22 protein-coding genes are annotated in these 19,653 nt (G+C 43.1%); 15 read left to right on the top strand and 7 right to left on the bottom strand.

The features are described 5' to 3' along the window. Positions 1-107: 107 nt before the first annotated feature. From NI469_RS12630 to NI469_RS12615, 4 genes are all read left to right on the top strand, one after another. The gene (locus tag NI469_RS12630; protein ID WP_004281539.1) at positions 108-314 is read left to right on the top strand and encodes a hypothetical protein; all 207 of its coding nucleotides are present in this window, start codon (positions 108-110) and stop codon (positions 312-314) included. Between the two features lie 99 nt (positions 315-413). Beyond that, a complete protein-coding gene (gene aroE, locus NI469_RS12625; RefSeq protein WP_005263792.1) occupies positions 414-1,202 on the top strand; it encodes a shikimate dehydrogenase in 789 nt (262 codons plus the stop codon). Positions 1,203-1,600: 398 nt separating this feature from the next. Further along, entirely contained in the window at positions 1,601-3,424 is a 1,824-nt protein-coding gene (locus tag NI469_RS12620; RefSeq protein ID WP_005101240.1) for an acyl-CoA dehydrogenase C-terminal domain-containing protein, read from the top strand. A 347-nt stretch (positions 3,425-3,771) separates the two neighbouring features. Further along, positions 3,772-3,981, top strand: coding sequence for a cold-shock protein (locus NI469_RS12615; protein WP_004281542.1), 210 nt, complete (start codon positions 3,772-3,774; stop codon positions 3,979-3,981). A gap of 79 nt (positions 3,982-4,060) precedes the next feature. On the opposite strand, the gene NI469_RS12610 is transcribed toward NI469_RS12615, so the two are convergent. Continuing rightward, positions 4,061-5,005 (bottom strand): HNH endonuclease, encoded by a 945-nt coding sequence (locus NI469_RS12610; protein ID WP_253175383.1) that lies wholly within the window; start codon positions 5,003-5,005, stop codon positions 4,061-4,063. 172 nt (positions 5,006-5,177) lie between these two features. Beyond that, positions 5,178-6,332, bottom strand: a complete 1,155-nt coding sequence (gene hemW, locus NI469_RS12605) for a radical SAM family heme chaperone HemW (protein WP_004281546.1) — start codon at positions 6,330-6,332, stop codon at positions 5,178-5,180. Positions 6,333-6,458: 126 nt separating this feature from the next. Here hemW and NI469_RS12600 point away from each other — a divergent pair, with 126 nt between their 5' ends. After that, positions 6,459-6,917 carry a DMT family transporter gene (locus tag NI469_RS12600; protein WP_005108571.1) on the top strand — a complete coding sequence of 153 codons (459 nt, stop codon included), beginning with the start codon at positions 6,459-6,461 and terminating at the stop codon, positions 6,915-6,917. A 39-nt stretch (positions 6,918-6,956) separates the two neighbouring features. Continuing rightward, the gene (locus NI469_RS12595) at positions 6,957-8,315 is read left to right on the top strand and encodes an MATE family efflux transporter (RefSeq protein WP_338149856.1); all 1,359 of its coding nucleotides are present in this window, start codon (positions 6,957-6,959) and stop codon (positions 8,313-8,315) included. A gap of 42 nt (positions 8,316-8,357) precedes the next feature. Here NI469_RS12595 and NI469_RS12590 read toward each other — a convergent pair whose 3' ends face one another. Continuing rightward, the gene (locus tag NI469_RS12590; protein ID WP_004281552.1) at positions 8,358-8,564 is read right to left on the bottom strand and encodes a DUF1737 domain-containing protein; all 207 of its coding nucleotides are present in this window, start codon (positions 8,562-8,564) and stop codon (positions 8,358-8,360) included. Between the two features lie 287 nt (positions 8,565-8,851). Between NI469_RS12590 and NI469_RS12585 the strand changes: the two genes are divergently transcribed. Then, a complete protein-coding gene (locus tag NI469_RS12585) occupies positions 8,852-10,150 on the top strand; it encodes an ABC1 kinase family protein (protein WP_005248249.1) in 1,299 nt (432 codons plus the stop codon). A 96-nt stretch (positions 10,151-10,246) separates the two neighbouring features. Next, positions 10,247-10,498: a type B 50S ribosomal protein L31 gene (locus tag NI469_RS12580; RefSeq protein WP_253175382.1), complete on the top strand. Its 252-nt coding sequence runs from the start codon at positions 10,247-10,249 to the stop codon at positions 10,496-10,498. An 89-nt stretch (positions 10,499-10,587) separates the two neighbouring features. On the opposite strand, the gene crcB is transcribed toward NI469_RS12580, so the two are convergent. Beyond that, the gene (gene crcB, locus NI469_RS12575; protein WP_253175380.1) at positions 10,588-10,968 is read right to left on the bottom strand and encodes a fluoride efflux transporter CrcB; all 381 of its coding nucleotides are present in this window, start codon (positions 10,966-10,968) and stop codon (positions 10,588-10,590) included. A 174-nt stretch (positions 10,969-11,142) separates the two neighbouring features. On the opposite strand from crcB, the gene NI469_RS12570 reads away from it, so the two are divergent. Beyond that, the gene (locus tag NI469_RS12570) at positions 11,143-11,475 is read left to right on the top strand and encodes a HopJ type III effector protein (protein WP_253175378.1); all 333 of its coding nucleotides are present in this window, start codon (positions 11,143-11,145) and stop codon (positions 11,473-11,475) included. A gap of 73 nt (positions 11,476-11,548) precedes the next feature. Here NI469_RS12570 and NI469_RS12565 read toward each other — a convergent pair whose 3' ends face one another. After that, positions 11,549-12,112 (bottom strand): hypothetical protein, encoded by a 564-nt coding sequence (locus NI469_RS12565; RefSeq protein WP_005101258.1) that lies wholly within the window; start codon positions 12,110-12,112, stop codon positions 11,549-11,551. 191 nt (positions 12,113-12,303) lie between these two features. On the opposite strand from NI469_RS12565, the gene NI469_RS12560 reads away from it, so the two are divergent. Continuing rightward, complete coding sequence (locus tag NI469_RS12560) at positions 12,304-12,933, top strand: class I SAM-dependent methyltransferase (RefSeq protein ID WP_253175371.1); 630 nt, start codon at positions 12,304-12,306, stop codon at positions 12,931-12,933. Between the two features lie 18 nt (positions 12,934-12,951). On the opposite strand, the gene NI469_RS12555 is transcribed toward NI469_RS12560, so the two are convergent. Beyond that, entirely contained in the window at positions 12,952-13,530 is a 579-nt protein-coding gene (locus NI469_RS12555; protein ID WP_253175369.1) for a hypothetical protein, read from the bottom strand. A gap of 26 nt (positions 13,531-13,556) precedes the next feature. After that, on the bottom strand, positions 13,557-14,024 hold the full coding sequence (locus tag NI469_RS12550) for a Holliday junction resolvase-like protein (protein ID WP_004645008.1): 468 nt from the start codon (positions 14,022-14,024) through the stop codon (positions 13,557-13,559). A gap of 124 nt (positions 14,025-14,148) precedes the next feature. Here NI469_RS12550 and NI469_RS12545 point away from each other — a divergent pair, with 124 nt between their 5' ends. The 5 genes from NI469_RS12545 to NI469_RS12525 all read left to right on the top strand — a co-directional run bounded on the left by NI469_RS12545 (position 14,149) and on the right by NI469_RS12525 (position 19,447). Beyond that, positions 14,149-14,793 carry a ParA family protein gene (locus NI469_RS12545; protein WP_253175367.1) on the top strand — a complete coding sequence of 215 codons (645 nt, stop codon included), beginning with the start codon at positions 14,149-14,151 and terminating at the stop codon, positions 14,791-14,793. A 128-nt stretch (positions 14,794-14,921) separates the two neighbouring features. Next, positions 14,922-16,052: an AI-2E family transporter gene (locus NI469_RS12540; protein WP_420909188.1), complete on the top strand. Its 1,131-nt coding sequence runs from the start codon at positions 14,922-14,924 to the stop codon at positions 16,050-16,052. A gap of 122 nt (positions 16,053-16,174) precedes the next feature. Next, positions 16,175-16,717 carry a superoxide dismutase family protein gene (sodC, locus tag NI469_RS12535; protein WP_224216246.1) on the top strand — a complete coding sequence of 181 codons (543 nt, stop codon included), beginning with the start codon at positions 16,175-16,177 and terminating at the stop codon, positions 16,715-16,717. 129 nt (positions 16,718-16,846) lie between these two features. Next, positions 16,847-19,030, top strand: coding sequence for a YccS family putative transporter (gene yccS, locus NI469_RS12530; RefSeq protein WP_253175365.1), 2,184 nt, complete (start codon positions 16,847-16,849; stop codon positions 19,028-19,030). 120 nt (positions 19,031-19,150) lie between these two features. Next, positions 19,151-19,447 carry a DUF3817 domain-containing protein gene (locus NI469_RS12525; RefSeq protein WP_253175363.1) on the top strand — a complete coding sequence of 99 codons (297 nt, stop codon included), beginning with the start codon at positions 19,151-19,153 and terminating at the stop codon, positions 19,445-19,447. The last annotated feature ends 206 nt before the right edge of the window (positions 19,448-19,653 follow it).

Raw genomic sequence — 19,653 nt, 5'->3', positions numbered from 1 at the left:
CTTTAATAGATATATCCTCTATACTGCTGCATAGAAATACCTGATTTGATCGCGGCACCCTATCGCTACATCGATCATATTCCATTTGATGTCTAGTGAGAATAACAATGCATAATCTTCAATTAAATCTACCTGTGTTGGCCTTTTGGCTTTTTCTGGCTCTCGCCATCAGCGCGATGAGTACCGCAATTTTGAGTCACAACCTGATTCTGGATGGCGCCGCTATTCTGGTGAGTATCCTGACTGGGTTTGGGGTTGTTCTCAGTATGGCGCTGATGTTTGCGGAACATATTATGGATATTTGCAGTTCCTAAAACCCGGATCACTTAACAGCAATTTAAAATCGCGCAGGCTTTAGTCTCTGCGCTTTTTCACGTATATTGATGGCCATTTCCGCACATGGACATTGTGAAATGAGCAAACAATTTTCCGTGATTGGTAACCCGATTGAACAATCACGTTCTCCAGAATTGCATCACGCCTTTGCTGCTAAAACTGGTGTCGACCTGAGTTACACCAAGCGTCTGGCGCCACTGGATGGCTTCGTAGCCAACATTCAGGAATTCTTTAGCAATGGCGGTAGTGGCATGAATGTCACCGTACCCTTTAAAGAACAGGCTTTTGCCCACTGTCAGGTGCTGAGTGAACGGGCCAAAATTGCCAAAGCCGTGAATACGCTATGGATGGAAAATGGTGTGCTGCATGGCGACAATACCGATGGTCAGGGACTGGTTGAAGCAATTCGAGCACTAGATTGGCCACTGGAAAATACAGATATTTTAATTATTGGTGCAGGCGGTGCCACGCGTGGTGTAATCTATCCCCTAGCCCAGGCAGGTGCGAAAAAAATTGTGATTGCCAATCGTACCTTGGCACGGGCGGAACAACTGGTCGCTGATCTTCAGAATGCCGTACCGCAAGTCGAATTACAGGCGATTTCACTAGACACTTTAGCCGGTGAATTTGATTTGATGATTAATGCCACTTCTGCCAGTCTCAGCGGTGATGCCCTGGTTTTACCGGAAACGCTACAGTTTAAACGGGCCTATGAAATGGCCTATGGCAAACCTTCTTCCTTTCTGGATCAAGCCAAGGCACGCGGTGTACCGACATCTGAAGGTTTTGGCATGCTGGTCGGTCAAGCAATTGAATCTTTTTACATCTGGAATGGTATCAAACCGGATTTAAAAGAGTTTCTTTAAAACCCCTATCTCTCTAATGAGTTCAGTTCGGGTTGCAACTGCAACCCTTTACTTCCCTCCTACTACTTTTTATAAGCTGAAAAACCATGGATTGGTTTTAATGACATTTTAAAATGAGTTATTTTGCCACCTGAATCCGAGCACAATTCATACAAAAATATACTGGACAAATCACCTTTTAACTCATTAAATTCCATTGATATAACAAGTTTTTAATCTTCCTGTAATGTAAACACCTAATGATGAGATTCGATGATTTCATTCATTAGTCTTAAAAATCGATTCGCTTTTCTGACATTTTTATTCACTGAATTCATCAATGTTTTTTTATCCCGAATGTGAATAATCAAAGAATCGATACAGATAATCCAAAACTAATTTCAATCAGGATTAAACGCATGCCAGCATATAAAGCCCCTTTACACGACATTCGCTTCCTTATGAATGAAGTGCTTGACTACCCTGCGCACTACCAGAATTTGTCGAATGGTGAATATGCCGATGCCGACACGGTAGATATGATCTTAGAAGGCGCTGCAGATTTCTGTGAGAATGTACTGTCGCCGTTGAATCAAAGCGGTGATGAAGAAGGCTGTCATTTTGAAAATGGCGAAGTAAAAACACCGAAAGGCTTTAAAGAAGCTTACGACCAGTTCGTACAAGGTGGCTGGCAAGGTCTGTCTTATCCTGAAGAATTTGGTGGCCAAAACCTGCCAATGTCTTTAAACCTGATCAAATCGGAAATGATGGGGACTGCAAACTGGTCATTCCAGATGTATCCGGGTTTAAGTGTGGGTTGTATCAACACTATCATGCAATATGGTACCGATGAGCAGAAAAACACGTATCTGCCTCACTTAGTTGCAGGAACTTGGGCGGGCACCATGTGTCTGACTGAGCCACAATGTGGTACGGATCTGGGGCAGGTTAAGACCAAAGCAGAGCCGAAAGAAGATGGCAGCTATGCGATTTCAGGCACCAAAATCTTTATTTCTGCAGGTGAGCACGACCTGACTGAAAATATCGTACATATCGTACTGGCACGCCTTCCAGATGCACCGCAAGGTACCAAAGGGATTTCTCTGTTTATCGTACCAAAATTTATTGCTGCGGCAGATGGTGGGATCGGTGAGCGTAATCCAGTGAACTGCGGTTCGATTGAACACAAAATGGGGATTCGCGCTTCAGCAACGGCTGTACTGAATTTTGATAATGCGACTGGCTACCTGATTGGCGAACCGAATAAAGGCTTGCACGCTATGTTCACCTTTATGAACACGGCGCGTATTGGTACTGCGATTCAGGGTATTTGTCATGCTGAACTGTCGTTCCAGGGTGCTTTACCTTATGCTAAAGAACGTATGTCAATGCGTGCCTTGTCTGGCAAAAAAGATCCAGAAAAAGTGGCGGATGCGATCATTCATCATGCCGATGTCCGCCGTATGCTGTTGACGCAAAAAGCCATTGCTGAAGGTGGCCGTGCCATGATTTATCATGCAGCGCAAATTGCAGATAATATGAATGATGCTTTGTTGCGTGGCGATACTGCTGCCTTTGAGCAGCATGATGATCATCTTGGTTTCTATACTCCAATCCTGAAAGGCTTCCTGACCGAAATGGGCTATGAGGCCTCGAATCATGGCATGCAAGTCTTCGGTGGTCATGGTTATATCAAAGAATGGGGTATGGAACAGATTGTACGTGATTCACGTATCTCTACCCTGTATGAAGGTACAACAGGTGTTCAGGCACTGGATCTGATTGGCCGTAAAGTGCTGTTGACCTCGAAAGGTAAAGTGATTCGTGATTACACTGCTGAAATCCTGAAATTCTGTGGTCAGCATGCACGCAATAAATACATGCGTCGTTTTGCCTGGGATTTAACCAAGTTATGTGCACAGTGGAATGCATTAACCGTACGTATCATGCTGGCAGCACGTAAAGACCGCGACATCGTATCTTCTGCGTCAGTAGATTTCCTGATGTTCTCCGGTTATGTGATGATGGCCTACTTCTGGGCACAGCAAGCTGCAGTCGCTTCAGCCAAACTGGCATCTGGCGAAGGTGCGGAAGTTCCAGAATTCTATAAAGCAAAAATCAAAACTGCTGATTTCTACTTTGAACGTATTCTGCCACGTACCCAAGGTCATGCAGAAGCGATGGTAAATCCGTCTAAAACCATGACGGCACTCGCGCCAGAACACTTTAGCTTCGATTACTAAGCTGTAAATTGAGTTAAAAAGAGCGCTTCGGCGCTCTTTTTATTGATATAAATGCCCTTCTTTAACTTAAAAAACTGTTCTGGATAGAAAATATACAAATTTAATTTTATATTTTTCAACATCCTAATAAATTAGCCCAATAAAACGCTTGTATATCTCAAAATAAGCGGTATGATAATCCCAACTAGAAAAATTCTTGTTTTGGTTAGTCTTCTTTTAAGTATCGCAGTTTTAGTCATAAACCTTCGTATTACAGATCAAAAAGCTCCATCCTTTTTATTTTTCAAAGTTACAGTTAGTCATCTGAAATTTTGGCTATAAATTCATACGATTCAATAGGTTATATTATGTCTAATACAGTTAACGGTACAGTAAAATGGTTCAACGAAACTAAAGGTTTCGGTTTCATTCAACAAGAATCAGGTCCAGACGTTTTTGCTCACTTCAGCGAAATCACTGGTTCAGGTTTCAAAACTTTAGTTGAAGGCCAAAAGGTTTCTTTCAGCGTAGCTCAAGGTCAAAAAGGCCCTACAGCTGTAAATATCGTTGCTCTATAATTTAGAAGCAAGATATTGAAAAAAAGCACTCTTAGAGTGCTTTTTTTGTGCCTATCATTTTCTCATACCGCTCTAGTTTTTAAAGATCATTGGGTTGATCTAAAAAACGGTGTGCTCTATGCCAGGCTAAAAATACCGGATCAGGGGCAAAACGTTTTGGTACGTCGATTCGCTTACCGTGATAGGGTTTTAAATAGGCGTATAAACTCGCATCTTGCTTGGCCTGATTCGCGATACACACTTTAAGCCCTTCATCCAACGTGATAAATCCCTGATCGAAAGCTTGATCCAATAAAGAAGATAAACAAATTCCATTACGCGGATTTTTTCGATGTGCCTGATTTTCAGACCAGGGTACGATATGAGAAGCCACTAAAAAGGCTTTGGCCTTAATGCCTGAGATCGCACATTGATATTGATAATTAAGTTTAACTTGTAAAGCAAATTTCTGGTGTGGCGAACCGCGAACCTTTACCCTTGCATATTGATCTTCAACACTATAATCAAGGATTTCTTGACGCAAATGCGTATCTAGTAAAGTGTCCTGTTTTTCTCCTCTTCCCGCTAATTTAAGTAATCGCCAAAAATCATCTGCCGTGATCTCATTCATGCCATATTGTTGAAAAAAATGTGCCCAAGTATTTCCGCGTGGTTTAAAAGTCCATTGAAAATCTTCCAAATCGGACTGCAGAATAGGATCTATAAAACGTATACCATCAATCACTTCCGCAAAGACCGGTTTGGTTTGGCGTTTTTGATGATTTTGAGGAATGGCAGTAGGTGCAATAATCTTGGCTATACAGCCTGCACCATAAAGATAGAATTGATTTTTAATTTCAGAGGCTTTTTGCGGTCGTCGATATAAAAAGAAATCCCCTTCCCTGACTCGATTATATTTAGACTGATCCCAATGATATTCTTTAAAGTCCCGATCTTCATAAACCAGATGATCACTTTTACTATCAAAAATAAAGAATCGGGTATCGGTTAAATCCAGCTGTTGAAAAGCCCATAATGTATCCACCTGCCCACCCTCTAGAAATTATAATATTCATTTAATTTAATCTTTGAATATTCTCAGAAAACTTCTCTTTAAGAAAGCGTCAATCAGACTTTAGGCATTTTATTTAAGGCAATAAAAAACCCCAATAAACTCCTATTAGGGTTTCTTTTAGAACAATGGAGAAATTAAATAATTAAAGAAATTCTTCTAGTACCGAATTTAAAAAGATATGCCCCTGCTCGGTACATGAAAGCCGATCTTGATCATCGACCATTAATTTTCTATCACGTAAAGAACTCAGTAACTCATCTAAAGTATCTAGACTCAAACCGGTACGTTCAGCATAGAGTTTGGCTTCCACACCCTGATTTAAACGTAACGCATTCATCATAAATTCAAAAGGTAAGTCAGTATCTTCAATGCGTTTAAACTGCACATGTTCGGCAGGTACTTTGGCTAAGTAATCCTTAGGTAAACGGGTTTTCTGGAACCGATATACACCATCCGGCTGAGTGACTTTACCATGTGCTCCGGCACCAATTGCCAGATAATCACCAAACTGCCAGTAATTCAGATTATGTGCTGAAGGCAGTTCTTTACGCCAAGCCGAAACTTCATAGTTGATAAAACCCTGCGCTTTTAAGTAGAGCTCACCCTGCTCCTGAATATCTTCCAATACTTCATCGACAGGCAAAATCGGTTGAGTCCGGAAAAATACCGTATTTGGCTCAATCGTTAGCTGATACCAGGAAATATGTGTAGCACCCTGTTCCACGGCCAATTTTAAATCATGCAAAGCCTGATCCAAGGTCTGTTCAGGCAAACCATGCATCAAGTCGACATTAATGCGCTGAAAGCCGGCTTCACGTGCTAACCCAATGGCAGAAATCGCATCTTCATTGCTGTGAATCCGTCCCAAACGCTTGAGATGCTCGGTATTAAAACTCTGCACCCCAATCGACAGACGGTTAATTCCGGCCTGTAAATAACCGGCAAACGGATCATGTTCGACTGTGCCGGGATTGGCTTCCAGCGTAATCTCACAGCCTTCGGCAAAGGGAATAACGGCTTTGAGCTGATCAAATAACCATTGATAGCCTGGGGCAGAAATCAGTGACGGCGTCCCCCCACCAATAAAGACACTGTGAATCTGCCGGCCTTGGGCAAAATCGACCTGAGTTTTAAAGTCTTCCACCAGTGCTCGTAAATATTCCTGTTCCAATTCCAGTGATAATTGACCATCCGGAACCGCATGCGAATTGAAGTCACAATAAGGACATTTGCGCACACACCAAGGCATATGAATATATAAGGACAAAGGGACAGCAGCAGGATTCAATTCAGCCAAAGAACTACTCAAAAACGATTACAAGATATAGCCGAATTTTAACATGACTCGGCGGCAACACTGCTAAAATTAAATTTGATCGTGTGATATGCCTAAAAATTTAAATAGAATTAGTCAGTTAAAATTATGAAAATATCTTCTCAACTTATTATTTTACTTCCTTTGGTTTTTGCAATCGGTGTTTTATTGACACTCCAGACCGCAATTAATACACAACTAAAAGAATATTTATATTCTCCTATTCAAGCTGCATTTTTTTCCTTTTTGATTGGTACAATAGTGCTCGCCGTAATCGTACTTTTTCAGTCCAATCCCAAACCCGGTTTACAGGAACTGATGAGTGTTCCCTGGTATTTATGGCTCGGGGGCATCGTGGGTGTATACGCGATTAGCATGAGCATTTATGCAGCGCCCAAACTTGGCTTTCTGGTTCTTAGCGGTCTCATTATTTTTGGTCAGATGGTGATGTCGATGCTGGTCGATCATCTGGGATTATTGGGTAATGAAAAAATGCCGATTAATTGGCAACGTCTTTTAGGCGGCGTGGTAATTTTTATTGGTGTGCTTCTCACTTTACAACGCTAAACCTTCTATTTAAGCACATGATCACGATGAGTAATTTTTGTGTCGAATGTTTCACCAGTCACAACCTTTGGTTTTGAATTAAAAAAACTGTTTCATCTGATGTTACCCATTCTGGTGACCCAATTTTCTCAGGCTGGTCTGGGTCTGATTGATACCATTATGGCCGGTCACCTGTCTGCTACCGATCTTGCCGCGATTGCCGTCGGAGTAGGACTCTGGATTCCGGTGATGCTGCTGTTTAGTGGCATTATGATTGCCACGACGCCTTTGGTTGCTGAGGCCAATGGCGCACGCACACCTGAAAAAATTGCCACCATTGCACGTCAATCGCTTTGGGTTGCCCTGATTCTTGGGGTAATTGCCGGCTTGATTTTGCAACTCTTGCCGGCCACTTTGCCACTTTTAGGTGTACCGGAAAGCTTACAACCTAAAGCCGGTTTATTTCTGCATGCGATTGGTTTTGGTATGCCAGCGGTAACCATGTATGCGGCCTTACGTGGCTATTCTGAAGCGATTGGAAATCCGCGTCCGGTGACCGTGATTAGTTTATTGGCGCTGGTCTTGCTAGTTCCGCTGAACTATATCTTTATGTATGGTATTGGCCCTGTTCCGGCCCTGGGCAGTGCAGGCTGTGGGTTTGCCACAGCGATTTTGCAGTGGTTAATGCTCATGACTCTGGCATTGTATATCTTTAAGAATAAGGCCTATCAACGTACCCAGCCTTTTACCCATTGGGAAAAAATCAACCCGGAATGGATGAAGCGCATCTTACAGCTTGGCTTTCCAATCGGATTGGCAATTTTTTTTGAGGTCAGTATTTTCAGTACTGCTGCAATTGTGCTGAGTCCTTTGGGTGAGACCATTGTCGCTGCCCATCAGATTGCTATTTCTGTCACTTCACAACTGTTCATGATTCCCATGTCACTGGCGATTGCCCTGACCATTCGGGTTGGCACCTACTATGGTGAACAGAACTGGCAAGCCATGCGTAAAGTACAATATCTCGGCCTGATTACTGCCACTATTCTGGCGATCCTGACCATGATTCTGCTTTGGGTTTTCCGCAATGAAATCGTAGCACTCTACACCTCAGATCTGATCGTGACCCAAATTGCGGTGTATCTGATTCTGTTTGCCATTGCCTATCAGCTGATGGATGCTTGGCAGATCAGTGCGGCAGGTTGTCTGCGCGGCATGCAGGATACCAAGGGGCCAATGTGGATTACCATGCTGGCTTACTGGGTCATCGCCTTCCCGGTCGGGGTGTATTTGTCCCGCTTTACCGACATGGGCGCCGCCGGTGTCTGGGTTGGCCTGATTGTAGGCCTCAGCGTAGCTTGCATACTTTTATTGGGCCGTTTATATGGCAATAATAAACGCTTAAGTCTAAACAACTAAACACTTTTATTTGATTAATTTAAGTTAGAAAATGCGCTGAGATTAAAGATCCAGCGCATTTTTTAATCCTTGTGGAATCTCAGATTCATCCACTACATCTTTAATCACCACCTGCCCCACAATTACATCCGTACCATTAAAAGTCATGGTGGGTGAACCATATAGCTCATAACCTTCATTTAAGGCACGGGTCACCCGCGCACAAAAATGTACATCATCTTTCCCGGTAAAATATCGATAGACTTTCATTGAATTTTCTTCATTACTACACTCTGTTTATTCTAAGCTTTTAGCTATAAAACAACATTCAGAATTAGTACTCGGTCTTATCTAAAACGATGACGGATTCCGGCATATTCTTATAGTTTAAACGCAAGCAATAAAGATAAATCTTTTAACAAATCAAAGATGATGCATTAAACATGGAGAAGCTGAAGGAAATCACAACACAACCTCTACAATTAAATCTAGGCAATTGAACCTTTGTCACCTATGATCAAATACATCCATTCATAGTTGGTTTCAAGGAATCTCGCATGGCAAAAACGGCTAGCACACCCGGTCGTCGCTTTATGAAACTTGCCGGAATGACCGCAAGTATTGCAGGTAAAACCCTCTCCAATTCCATTAAAAATTTAACTGCCGATGACGAGCAGAAAAACACTGCACGCAGTAAATTATTTCAGGATATTGGTGTGCAGATTGCGGATACCTTGGGAGAGATGAAAGGCGCAGTCATGAAAGTTGGCCAGATTGCCTCGCAATATAAAGATGTTTTCCCGCCCGAAGTCGCTAAAGCCATTGCCAAGTTACAGCGTCAGGCGCCACCGATGCCGTTTAAAGAAATTCAGGCACAAGTGGAAAAAGAATTGGGTAAACCTTTACAGCAACTTTTCCAGCAGTTTGATGAGCAGCCATTTGCCGCGGCCTCGATTGGTCAGGTGCATAAAGCCACCCTACCGAATGGCCAGCAAGTTGTGGTCAAAGTACAATATCCTGGTGTGGATGAAGCCTGCGAAAGCGACCTGAAACAAGTTCGTCTGGCACTGCGCATGATGGGCGTCTTAAAGATTGACCGTAAACTTCAAGATCAATTATTTAAAGAAATTCAGCACAGTCTGGACAATGAGCTGAACTATGAAATTGAAGCCCAGAATCTGGAAATCGCCCGTGCCTTCCATGAGCCTCTGGACAATAAAATTGTGATTCCGAAAGTGTTTCATGAGTATTCATCGCGACATATTTTGACCTTAAGCCAAGAGCTTGGTGAAAGTATCGAAACTGCCAGCACTTGGCCACTCGAAACCCGAAATGCTTTAGGCCGCCGCCTCTTCCGCGCCATTGGTCAGGAAATTTTTTATCTGAAACGCTTTCACTGTGACCCGCATCCAGGCAACTTTGCATTTCGTGAAGATGGCTCTGTGATTGTTTATGACTATGGTGGCGTCAAAACCTTATCGACTGAAGTGATTGGACATTTCAGAGAACTGATCCATGCGGCACGCGAGAAGAATATTCCCGTGATCGAGCAACAGTTAGATGCGCTACATTCCTTGACTGAAACTGGAAAGTTCCCAAAAGAATTGTATGAACAATGGCTGGAAGTGCTCATGCGTCCTCTGGTCACTGACTATGATTTTGCCGAAAACTCAGCGCATCATGATGGGATGGAGTTACTGAAACCTTCGTTGAAATATTGGGATGTATTTAAGCCTTCCCCTGATACCTTGATGGTGAACCGGACAATTTCAGGACAATACTGGAACCTGATTCATCTCAAAGTACATGACGATTTAAGTGATGTATTTGAAGAACTGGTACCGAGTCGAAGCTAAATTGAGACGATAGGCTTACACGCTGTAACCCTAGATTACTTGAAATATTAAATGTTATATTATAACATTTAATCAAGAATCATGAGGAAGTTAGATATGCGTTCAGATATCCATCCTGAGTATCGTGAAGTGTTATTCCATGATACCAATGCCGATGCCTATTTCGTGATTGGCAGCACGATGAACTCGAGCCAAACCAAAGAATATCAAGGTAAAATATACCCTTATGTGACACTGGATATTTCGAGTGCATCACATCCTTTCTATACTGGTGAGCAACGTCAGACCAGCAATGAAGGACGTGTAGCAAGCTTTAACAAACGTTTTGGCCGCTTTAAACGTGGTTAAAACCGAAAACCCTCGATTATCTTAAGATTGAAATCGTGGTTCATGTCAGGAAATGACCTCCAATTTCCTGACTTTTTTATGCGCTGATTTTAACTCTGTGCTAACACGAGTGAAGTTAAATAAAAGCCCAGCGCCAGAACAATAATACTGACAATTAAGCTGGATAATGCATATAACAGCGCTAGGCCCATAGCACCCTGCTTGAATAACAAAAAGCTTTCCAGACCGAAACTGGAAAATGTGGTAAAACCACCGAGAATCCCCACCATTAAAAACAGACGAGCTTCTTGTTGGAGTACTGGATATTTTTGGCTACAGGCAAAAAAAATCCCGGCACATAAACAGCCTAAAATATTGATCCACCAGGTGGGCCAAGGAAATTGCATTTGTGGTTTGAACAGCCAAAGTCCTGCTGCATAACGCAGACTGGCACCGATTGCCCCACCCATTGCCACCCAAAGCCAGCCCATATTTTTTCCTGTTCTATTTATTGATCAAGTTTATTTTATCCAAAGTTTCATATTCAGCATGGATAAATTTCACTGTTATCTTGAACCGAAAATCAATGAAATACCATGGAACTTCGCAAGAAAATTGCTATATTTATTGCATCGAATTTTCATGAATGGCACAGGAAAAACAGCATGGCACAGGATTTATTGGCCCATTTGGCAGCAGGCGAAGCAAAATTTGCAGATGTGATTGCTTATATCGAATCGCGTTATACGCATACACCGACTGCATTTAAAAATGGCCAGCAGAATAATGCGGCTACAGAAAACCAGGGCAGCGCCAAAGTCTTTTCTTTTGCACAATTGAATGGTATGGATCAGGCACAGACCTTAGGCCTGTTTGCTGAACATTATGCTTCTGTACTCGCGACGCCAGAGGCGACTGATCATCAGAATATCCGCCAGTTTATGCTCAATGGCTGGGATGGAATTGCCTTTGAAGGTCAGGCTTTAACTGCGAAGTAAGTACTAAGCAGATAAAAAAACCGCTCAAAGGAGCGGTTTTTTATACAACTCAGAAGTGTATAGGATGTCTGTTTTAGCTCTTACCGACTTTTTCAATCCACTTAATGGAACTGACGCGGAAAACTTCACAGGCACCATCACCCGTATCGGTCGGCGTTAAAGACGATTTCCAGACCAGATCTTTGTCACGCACTTCAACCAGTTCCCCTTGCATACGCACCAGATCGCCACGCTTTACTTTTTTAATTGCCTTGGCAATTTCAGGATTGGCAGGAATGATATGCATATTGGACACCATCTGCTTGGCTTGTTCTACCGGCACTGGCACCCGATCCATTTTCCAGTTTAAATAACGGTCATATTGATTCACTGTGATATGTCGGGCAATTTCAGGTTCAGCAAACAGCCCCCAACTGACGGCATAATCAATCGGAGAGAATTTGGCTTGCGGGTCAGAACTATAAACCTTGGAACCCAGAATACGGAAATCACCTTTAAAGGGCTGCAAGACCGAAATTGACTGGCCTTTAACGACAGGAGGCAAACCTTTGGCAATATTGTGGTCGACCGAGCTATAGCCCGAAATAGGCAGCAACAGGCTGGCCAGCAAAGCATAATGTTTAAAGTATTTGAGCATAATTTTTAATCTAATCCTAATCAAGTTGATCAAACGTTTTAAGGATATCTTCCTTGATCTTACGGATTTTTTAATGAATAAACAGTTGAACTTGGTAACAAACTGCACGTATTTAGTCAGCTCGATATATGCCTGTCATTTTATTTTTCAGTTAAGCTAGAACGTATTTCCATCAAATTAAAATAACTCAAATGCTGTATAAACTTTATCAACAACATATCTTTCCGCATCTGCTGAATCAAGTGATGCAAACGCCATCCTTGATGGACTTGCGTCGTGAACTACTTTTGGATATTTCCGGTGAAGTACTGGAAATTGGTTTTGGTACCGGCCTGAATCTGCCTTTTTATCAATCGGTTGATAAGGTCTATGCACTAGAACCAAACCCGACGATCTTCAAACTGGCAGAATCACGAATTCAACAGGCCGCTTTTCAGGTCGAACATATTCAGGCCAGTGCAGAAGCTTTACCTTTTGCCGAAAATAGTCTGGAAAATATTGTATCTACCTGGACGCTTTGTAGTATTGCAGAGCTGGAACAGAGCCTGCAGGAAATTTATCGTGTGCTACAACCGGGTGGGACTTTACATGTGGTCGAACATGTTCTGAATCGACAAAATTTAAATATTCAGCGTCTACAACATTTACTCACTCCCATTCAAAAGAAAGTCGCAGATGGCTGTCATCTGAATCGGGATATTGAGACCGCCTTGCTGGAAACCGGTTTTGAAATAGAAACTTTAAATTATGTAGATGCGGAAGGTATACTCAAGATTGGCCAACGTATGTTGTTAGCACGTGTTCGTAAACTAGGAAGCTAATTTACGACCATCTTATATTTAGTGTGGCTGAAGGTGGGTTACTTGCAGCAACTGACAATGAGCACGATATTCAGAGCCCGTCCCGACCCGGAATTCTTGTCCAGTCGTGCCTGAATGAACTGTCACCAGATCACCAGTGAGCGTGATTTTCTGCCCCGATTTTAGCCGGCGAATCTGATCGGCAATTTTTTCAGTGGCAGCAATCAGACTAAAATACTGTACATGCGTATTGACGAAGTCACGCTCCGCTTTATTGGTTTGTCCTTCAATCTGATAGCAGCGCTTTGCTTCATCAAACTCTAATTTTGCCTGCATGGCCGGCAGCAGTTGAGTCAGCAATATCACATCAATATTGCTGAGATAGGCCAGATCATTAAAATGCCCTACCACTGGGCTGGCCTGATGCAGCACCCGACGATCAGGTTTTACGAAACGGTGATCATGCACAATATAGGTCGCTGATATACGCTTGACCGGTTCTACTTTAAAGTTTTTAAGTACGCCTTTTTCTTGCAAATGCGGAATGGCACGAAAAAACTCATTCCAGACCCAGAGTCCAAGCATAAACAGCAGCGCAGTGATCAGTAATTTTTGCATAATTTTTATTCTTCACTGGATTTTGGTCAATCCTGAAAATCAATCCGAATGGTTTCAAAACGCACCCGTCCTTCCTGAACTGCTCGGGCAATGGCTTGCTGGCCTTTGGTCAGACGTGCTCCGCCACTTTTAATGTCTATCAAAACTACTTCAATATCTTCAGCATCACCTTCGCCATCCCGAAAATCGGTATAGCCATCAAAGACTACATAATCGACCGGATCGCCCAGAAACTTGGCATCACTTGGCAGATATTGAAATTCCGGCATGATCGGCGCGAGCTGTTCCGCCATTTTGCCCTTGAGGACTGCACGGCTGGTATTCACGCTGCGTTTTTGCGCGGCAATGAGGGACTGCTGATGCTCCAGTTCCAGCTCGGCAATATACTGCTCATATTCGGCTTTGATCCGTCCATTACGCGTCTGACTTAAAATAATAGTGGTCAATACCACCCCGATACATGCGCCAATCAGCATGGCCATCCATATGGACATTCAATCTTCCTAATTTGCCTGATTTTTATAGCATCGCATTCGACTGAAGTTGAGGACTTCGGCCATTTGCATACTTGAAAAGAATGATATGCTAGGCCGGAACAGAATAAAATCACCTTGAGTCATGAAAACAATTTTAGTTGCGAATCAGAAAGGCGGTTGTGGCAAAACCATGACAGCCATTAGTTTAGCGTCAGCACTCGCACAAAAGGGTTATAAGGTGGCATTGGCCGATGCCGACAACCAGAAATCAACATTGCAATGGCTCAAGCATCGTCCGGCACAGGTGGCACAGATCCAAAGTCTGGACTGGCGCAACAGCAAGTCCATTGGTGATGCGCCGAAGCAGATCGAATACCTGATTATTGATGCACCAGGTGCTTTGACCGATGATCATGCCGAACAGCTGATCAGTGAAGCACATGCGATTATCATCCCGATCCAGCCTTCATTTTTTGATATTGATTCGACCCGCCGTTTTCTCAAATATTTGCAGGACATTAAACGCATCCGTAAGGGCAAGGTTGAAATTTTACTTTTGGCCAACCGTACCAAACCAAATGCCGCCAGCAATCAGGACATACAGCAGTTTTTTGACAAGATTGACCAGCAGCCAGTGGCTTGGATTTCGGAACGTGCCCCTTATAGCCGACTGGCTATGGAAGGCCTGTCCGTCTTTGATAAACCTCAGAAAATCTATCGGGAGCTGCAGGCTCAATGGCAACCGGTACTGAATGCCATTATTGATGATCCGAGTCAGTGGTTTTGAGTCAATCATCTGAATCGCGGTGTAGCTTTGGGAAAATAATCTCGCTACTTGGCTAGCTATCATTTTCGATCGCTTTTTTTTCAGTTAATATGCCTGAACACGACCTAAAAAATGAGTCATTAAATTCAGTGCAACAGTACGCGCCTACATTACAAAAAGTCTTATTATTTGGATTGTTCTTTATCCTGATTTTTTTGAGTTTTCATATACTCAAGTATTTCATCATTCCTGTAGTTTGGGCAGCAATTATTGCCTATATGACTTGGCCGCTGTATCAGTCGGTGTTACGCTTGTGCGGCAATCGACCGACATTGAGTGCAACCGTAATGATCTTGGCCGTGATTCTGGTCTTTGGTCTGCCGTTTATTTTCGCCATTTTCATGCTGCAGCACGAAGGTCGTAACCTGTATTTTGAATTGCAGCGACAAGTGTTTTCCGGTCACCTGAATGTCCCTGATTTTATTCGCGGGCTTCCGATTGTGGGCAAGGAAATTACCCGAACCTTAAATGAAATCAACACTGATCCACAGAGTATTGCACTGTCGGTATCGACCTGGATTCAAGGTCATCTGAATTACGGCAAAGTGGTGTTGAATGAAGTCAGCAAAAACATCTTTAAATTATGTTTTGCGGTACTTTCGCTGTTTTTCTTCTACCGTGATGGTCAGACCATTTTAAATCAGGTGCGTAAAGCCTTTGAAATGGTGGTCGGTCCACGTGTACATCATTATTTTTCCACCATCTCTGCGACTACACGTGCCGTAGTATATGGCGTCGGTTTGACTGCGATTGCACAGTCCTTATTGGCAGGTCTGAGCTATTTTGTTGCAGGTGTGCCGAATCCGATGGTTTTAACCATTGTGACCTTTATTTTTGCCCTGATTCCCTTTGGCCCACCCCTCGCCTATAGTGCGGTGGCGTTATGGCTGTTTTCACAAGGACAAACCATTGAAGCCATTGGGGTCATGGTCTGGGGTGTCTGTATTGTCAGTACTGCCGATAACGTGATTCGTCCACTGGTAATTTCTGGTGCAACCCAGATTCCTTTCCTGCTGATCATGTTTGGAGTCTTGGGTGGCATTGCCAGTTTTGGTCTGGTCGGGGTGTTTATTGGCCCGGTGATTCTGGCTGTGCTGCTTGCAATCTGGCGTGAATGGTTACATGAAAGTAATCTGAATGAACCTTTAATGATGCCTAAAGCCACCATGGCACATGAGATTGATCCAGAAACCAATGACACACCGCCCAAAGCACCTTAAAGCATAGATAGAATCGACTTAAACAAAACAAAACATTTAAGTACTGATTCTATATAGAGCTTCTGATCTTGCTCTGTTTAAATGAATTCACAAAACAGAATAAAGATCAGGATGCCAAAATCATGTCTTCATTGTTTAAAATTACGACACTTTGCGCGTTAAGCGCCGCACTTTTTACCGGTTGTGCCTCAACCTCTCCATCAAATGAAGTGGTCAGAGCAGTGACTGTGAATGCAGTAACTGCTCAAGGTGTGAGCCAAGAGATTGGGACCGTATTACTCAGTGACAGCCCAGCCGGTCTGGTCATTCGTACCAACCTGAAACAACTTCCTGCGGGTGAACGCGGTTTCCATATTCATGAAAATGGTTCATGCGCGCCTGCCATGAAAGACGGCAAGATGGGCGCAGCACTGGCTGCAGGTAGCCATTACAATCCAAATCAGGCACCGCATCACGGTACACCAGTGACTGGTCACTTAGGTGATTTACCAGCATTGAAAGTCAATACAGATGGAACTGCACGTGTCACCCTGCTTGCGCCACGTCTGAAACTGGCTGATGTTCAGGGTCGTGCGATTATGGTACATGCCGGTGGCGACAACTATTCCGACAACCCATTACCCTTGGGCGGCGGCGGTGCACGTATTGCCTGTGGTGTGATCTAAAACACCTTCATGCCAATGACTAAATAGAAAAACGGGCAACATGCTCGTTTTTTTCATGGATTTTTCTTTTATTTTGGCGTCTAAATTGCATTCAGAACTTTGCGTTTTTACTTTCCGGATCCTGTCCTTGTGAATGCTGCCCGACCTGCGACTGCTACTTTTGTTAAAATTATAAAACCTGCCCTGCTGCCCTTTCAGTCCAGTGCGCTGATGACTTATTGCCTGCAGATCCTGCTGGTGTTTTTAGGTACCACTTTCGGTCTGAAATTTCTGGGTTATGAGTTCTTGATCGTTCCAGTAACGTTAGGGGCAATTGCCACGGCACTGACTGATTTTGATGATCGGCTAAGCCTGCGTTTGCGCAACCTGTTACTGGTCATCATTCTGTTTTTCAGTGTCAGCAGCATTCTGGAATTTCTTGCTCCACATAAATTCTGGTTTGCATTGTGGCTGTCGCTGTCCAGTGCGCTGTTTATTCTAATGGGAGCCTTAGGCCAACGTTATGCCACAATTTCATTTGGCACCATTTTACTATCAATCTATACCATGTTCGGCCTGGGCGAATATCAGCACTGGTATGAACAGCCGCTTTATTTTGTCATTGGGGCGCTATGGTACGGCCTGACGTCTATTCTATTTTTTCTGCTGCGTCCTACCTTGCAGGTTCAGGAAAATCTCGCACAAAGTTTGCAGCACATGTCGGATTTACTGCTGAGTAAAGCCAAACTTTTTGATCCGGACCAGCATCCGAATGTTGAAAACCTGCTCTATGAGTTGTCACTTAAAAATACTTTAGTCATTCAGAGTTTTAACCGTAGCAAAGATTCGCTATTGACCCGACTCAAAGCTTCGCGTGCCAATCGTAACACCATTTACTGGCTGAATCTGTATTTTCTGATGCAGGATATTCATGAACAGGCCACAGCCAATTATCTGCATTATGAACAGATCGAACAGCATTTTAGCCGCACTGACCTGATTTTCCGGATTCAGAAAAATATCCGCCTGCAAGCCCTTGCCTGTCAGCATTTGGCAGAATGTGTGCTGCGCAATGAAAAATTTTATCTGTCTACAGATGATGAACTGGCATTGAAACATTTACAGGAGTCGATGCAGGACTGGATTACCCAGCATCCACAGAATATTGAAGTTAAAAATTTACAGCTTATTCTGGCCAATCTGCTCAGTGTACATGAGCAGTTACAACACCTGCATGATCAACAGGCGTTGTATAAGCCACGCTATCAGCAGCATTTTGATGACCTGAGCCTGTTTGATGATGATATTCGCGATAGCACAGATCTCTGGCTGAAACTCAAACCGCACTTAAGTCCGCAATCGGCACTCTTTCGGCATGCCGTGCGGATTGCCATTGTATTTCTAGTCGGCTATGTCATTTCATTATTACCCTTTGCGAAAAATGGCTACTGGATTTTATTGACCAGCCTGTTTGTCTGTCAGATCAGTTATTTTGCCACCAAAAGCCGGCTCAAATTGCGGACTCTGGGAACCTTATTAGGGGTCATGCTGGGTGTTCCCATTCTGTATTTTGTACCAAGTATCGAAGGACAATTGCTGCTGACAGTGATTTTTGGTGTCGGTTTTTTCTATCTGCGTTCCAAAAAATATGCCATGGCCACTCTCATGGCGACCTTGATGGTACTCCTGATTTTTAACCTGAAAGGTGCCGGTTACGCCATTATCTTACCGCGTATCATTGATACCCTCATAGGCTGTCTGATTGCCTGGATGGCAGTAAGCTGGATCTGGCCTGACTGGAATTTTCGTAATATTTCCAGCAATATCAAAAAATCATCACATGCAACACTGAACTATTTTTCTGCAGTGGTCGAGCAATATCGAAACGGTAAAGATAACAGTATTGCTTACCGGACTGCACGGCGTCTGGCCCACAATGCACAGATTGATTTATCCAGCATGATTTCAAGTCTGAGTACCGAACCGAATCCAGATCCGCAACTGGTCAAAAGTGCCTTTCGCTATCTGGTCTATAGTCATAGCCAACTCAGTTATATTGCAGCATTGGGGAGTCACCGTGAGCAGGTTACTGATACACAAATTCTGGATTTAATGCACTGGTGCCAGCAAACCTTAACTGGGGTATTGCTGCAACAACAGCCTTTAGATACCTACGACATCGATCATAAACTGGCAGAAATTCAACGCTTAAGTACCCAGGAAAACCAGTCAGCACATCTGCTTTTGGTGTTGAAACAGATCAGTTTATTGTTGGAAACCTTACCGGAATTACTAAAATTACGTCATGAATTATTAGGTGCCGAGATTAAATAACCAACTGCCTTACTTGGTTATAACTTATTAAAAATATTGAATATATCTTTATTATTAAGATTCGATATTCAGGTGATATTCGGTACACTCAGAACTAATTCGGTTAAATCAATATGTATTATGAACATCAAAACTTTGCGTCTGGTCGGTTTGCTTGAAGGAATTTCATTCCTGCTGCTGTTATTTATCGCGATGCCAGTGAAATACATGCTGGATAATCCGATTCTGGTGAAATATGTCGGCATGGGTCATGGCGTACTGTTTGTGCTATTTCTGGTAGTTTTATTCGCGGTATGTGAAAAACAGAAATGGTCTCTCAGCATGTTTGTGATGGGTTTAATCGCTTCGATTCTGCCTTTCGGTCCATTCCTGTTTGATATGAAACTAAAGAAGCTGGAACAGCCCGCTGAAGCTTAATTGTAGAATCCTAATATAATTAGATCAGTCAAAAGAAAATTCTCTCTCCCAAAGGGAGAGAGTTAGAGAGAGGGAACTTATTAAATACTTAACCTCACCCTAGCCCTCTCCTAAAAGGCATAGGTATCTACACATCTATGAGATACCTAATGCCATTGTGGCTATCTCATTGAGTTCATCTATTGAATATTCCGAGAGCAGTTGAA

The sequence above is a fragment of the Acinetobacter lwoffii genome (genome assembly GCF_024129735.1).
In the GTDB taxonomy this organism is placed as follows: Bacteria; Pseudomonadota; Gammaproteobacteria; order Pseudomonadales; family Moraxellaceae; genus Acinetobacter; species Acinetobacter lwoffii_H.
This window is presented reverse-complemented; position numbering and strand designations above follow the sequence as displayed.

What these genes read in the sequence shown, in the direction of transcription:
- NI469_RS12525 (WP_253175363.1), top strand. Translation starts at nt 19,151, where the DNA reads ATGAACATCAAAACTTTGCGTCTGGTCGGTTTGCTTGAAGGAATTTCA.
- NI469_RS12615 (WP_004281542.1), top strand. Translation starts at nt 3,772, where the DNA reads ATGTCTAATACAGTTAACGGTACAGTAAAATGGTTCAACGAAACTAAA.
- NI469_RS12585 (WP_005248249.1), top strand. Translation starts at nt 8,852, where the DNA reads ATGGCAAAAACGGCTAGCACACCCGGTCGTCGCTTTATGAAACTTGCC.
- NI469_RS12580 (WP_253175382.1), top strand. Translation starts at nt 10,247, where the DNA reads ATGCGTTCAGATATCCATCCTGAGTATCGTGAAGTGTTATTCCATGAT.
- crcB (WP_253175380.1), bottom strand. Translation starts at nt 10,968, where the DNA reads ATGGGCTGGCTTTGGGTGGCAATGGGTGGGGCAATCGGTGCCAGTCTG.
- NI469_RS12545 (WP_253175367.1), top strand. Translation starts at nt 14,149, where the DNA reads ATGAAAACAATTTTAGTTGCGAATCAGAAAGGCGGTTGTGGCAAAACC.
- sodC (WP_224216246.1), top strand. Translation starts at nt 16,175, where the DNA reads ATGTCTTCATTGTTTAAAATTACGACACTTTGCGCGTTAAGCGCCGCA.
- NI469_RS12590 (WP_004281552.1), bottom strand. Translation starts at nt 8,564, where the DNA reads ATGAAAGTCTATCGATATTTTACCGGGAAAGATGATGTACATTTTTGT.
- NI469_RS12565 (WP_005101258.1), bottom strand. Translation starts at nt 12,112, where the DNA reads ATGCTCAAATACTTTAAACATTATGCTTTGCTGGCCAGCCTGTTGCTG.
- NI469_RS12620 (WP_005101240.1), top strand. Translation starts at nt 1,601, where the DNA reads ATGCCAGCATATAAAGCCCCTTTACACGACATTCGCTTCCTTATGAAT.
- NI469_RS12555 (WP_253175369.1), bottom strand. Translation starts at nt 13,530, where the DNA reads ATGCAAAAATTACTGATCACTGCGCTGCTGTTTATGCTTGGACTCTGG.
- NI469_RS12600 (WP_005108571.1), top strand. Translation starts at nt 6,459, where the DNA reads ATGAAAATATCTTCTCAACTTATTATTTTACTTCCTTTGGTTTTTGCA.
- NI469_RS12570 (WP_253175378.1), top strand. Translation starts at nt 11,143, where the DNA reads ATGGCACAGGATTTATTGGCCCATTTGGCAGCAGGCGAAGCAAAATTT.
- NI469_RS12560 (WP_253175371.1), top strand. Translation starts at nt 12,304, where the DNA reads ATGCTGTATAAACTTTATCAACAACATATCTTTCCGCATCTGCTGAAT.
- aroE (WP_005263792.1), top strand. Translation starts at nt 414, where the DNA reads ATGAGCAAACAATTTTCCGTGATTGGTAACCCGATTGAACAATCACGT.
- NI469_RS12550 (WP_004645008.1), bottom strand. Translation starts at nt 14,024, where the DNA reads ATGTCCATATGGATGGCCATGCTGATTGGCGCATGTATCGGGGTGGTA.
- NI469_RS12630 (WP_004281539.1), top strand. Translation starts at nt 108, where the DNA reads ATGCATAATCTTCAATTAAATCTACCTGTGTTGGCCTTTTGGCTTTTT.